This is a genomic window from Burkholderia sp. E168m23 (genome assembly GCF_016586125.1).
In the GTDB taxonomy this organism is placed as follows: Bacteria; Pseudomonadota; Gammaproteobacteria; order Burkholderiales; family Burkholderiaceae; genus Burkholderia; species Burkholderia orbicola.
Map to the genome: position 1 here is coordinate 1 of NZ_BCPP01001114.1, position 2104 is coordinate 2104.

General features: G+C 67.5%; 1 protein-coding gene and 1 pseudogene. One reads left to right on the top strand and one right to left on the bottom strand.

From position 1 onward, the window contains the following. On the bottom strand, positions 1 to 1644 hold a 1644-nt coding region (locus JMF90_RS34660), incomplete at its 3' end, for a cation:proton antiporter (protein WP_201326123.1). A gap of 125 nt (positions 1645 to 1769) precedes the next feature. On the opposite strand from JMF90_RS34660, the pseudogene kdsD reads away from it, so the two are divergent. Then, a pseudogene (kdsD, locus tag JMF90_RS34665) lies at positions 1770 to 2104 on the top strand (arabinose 5-phosphate isomerase KdsD); the annotation flags it as partial.

Here is a 2104-nt window from a genome sequence, read left to right on the forward strand (position 1 = left end):
CGGCACGCCGACCAGCACCAGCGTGTGCGACGCGAGCATCAGGCTGCCCTCGACGATCTCCGGAATCACTTCGGTCGCGCCGGCCGCGAGCAGCTTCTCGAGATCGGCATCGTCGACGGTGCGCACGATCGCGGGCAGCGTCGGCTCGAGCTCGTGCACGTGATGCAGCACGCGCAGCGCGGACGGCGTGTTCGCGTAGGTGATCGCGACGGCCGCCGCCCGGTGGATACCGGCCGCGAGCAGCGACTCGCGGCGCGCCGCGTCGCCGAACACGACCGATTCGCCGGCGGTCGCCGCAGCACTCACGCGATCGGGATCGAGGTCGAGCGCGACGTACGAAATACCTTCCTGTTCGAGCATGCGCGCGAGGTTCTGGCCCGCGCGGCCGTAGCCGCAGATGATCACGTGGCCGCGCTGCTTGAGGCTTTGCGTCGCGATCCGCGTCATCTGCAGCGACTGCTGCATCCATTCCGTCGACGACAGCCGCATCACGATGCGGTCGGCATTCTGGATCAGGAACGGCGCGGCGAGCATCGACAGCAGCATCGACGCGAGGATCGCCTGCAGCAGCGTCGAATCGACGAGATGCCGGTCGAGGATCAGGTTCAGCAGCACGAAGCCGAATTCGCCGGCCTGCGCGAGGCCGATGCCGGTGCGCATCGCGACGCCCGGCGTCGCGCCGAACAGCCGCGCGAGCCCGGCGATCATCGTCGCCTTGAACAGGATCTGCCCGACGAAGAAGCCGAGCACGATCAACGGATGCTCCCAGATCACGCGCGGATCGAGCAGCATCCCCGTCGTCACGAAGAACAGGCCGAGCAGCACGTCGCGGAACGGCTTGATGTCCTCTTCCACCTGATGGCGGAACGGCGTCTCGGAAATGAGCATCCCGGCGATGAACGCGCCGAGCGCGAGCGACAGGCCGAAGCGGTCGGTGATGAACGCGGCGCCGAGCGTGACGAGCAGCAGGTTCAGCACGAACAGCTCCTGCGAGCGGCGCCGCGCGACGACGTTGAGCCAGCGCGTCATGAAGCGCTGGCCGATGACGAGCAGCAGCGCGAGCGCGATCACGATCTTGACCGCCGCGAAGCCGAGCGTGAGCGCGAGATCCTTCGACGATTCCGCGCCGAACGCGGCGATCACGATCAAGAGCGGCACCACCGCGAGATCCTGGAACAGCAGCACGCCGAAGATGTTGCGGCCGTGCTCGGTCTCGATCTCGAGCCGCTCGGCGAGCATCTTCGACACGATCGCCGTCGACGACATCGCGAGCGCGCCGCCGAGCGCGATGCTGCCCTGCCACGTGATGTGCACCCAGTGCTCGAACAGCGCGCCGAGCACGAGCGCGAGCACGAGGGTCGCGACGACCTGCAAGAGGCCGAGCCCGAACACGAGCCGCTGCATCGACCTCAGCTTCGCCAGCGAGAATTCGAGGCCGATCGAAAACATCAGGAACACCACGCCGAATTCCGCGAGGTGCTCGGCCCGTTCGAGATCCGCCGCGACGCCGAATGCGTGCGGGCCGACCAGGATGCCGACGGTCAGGTAGCCGAGCATCGGCGGCAGGTTCAACGAGCGGAATACGACGACGCCCACCACTGAGGCCAGCAGCAGCAGCAGGGTCATTTCGAGCGGGGAAATCACAGGCGAAGCGTCCTCGTTCGTCGGGGCCACGGCAATGCGGGCGCGGGGTGGTGGCGGTGGACAGGCTGCTTCGGACGAGTCCGAAGGCCGGCGCGGCGAACAAACGCCTTTGCTATACTCCGCGCATGATAGCGAAAATCAATGATGATCGGGCGCTCGCGCTCGCCCGCGACGTGCTCGACATCGAGGCGGACGCCGTGCGCGCGCTGAGCGACCAGCTCGACGGCGGCTTCGTCCAGGCCGTGGCGCTGCTGCTCGGCTGCCGCGGCCGCGTCGTGGTCTCCGGGATCGGCAAATCGGGGCATATCGCCCGCAAGATCGCAGCCACGCTGGCCAGCACCGGTACGCCGGCCTTCTTCGTCCACCCTGCCGAGGCCAGCCACGGCGACCTCGGGATGGTCACCTCCGACGACGTCTTCATCGGCATCTCCTATTCCGGCGAATCGGAAGAACTCGTCGC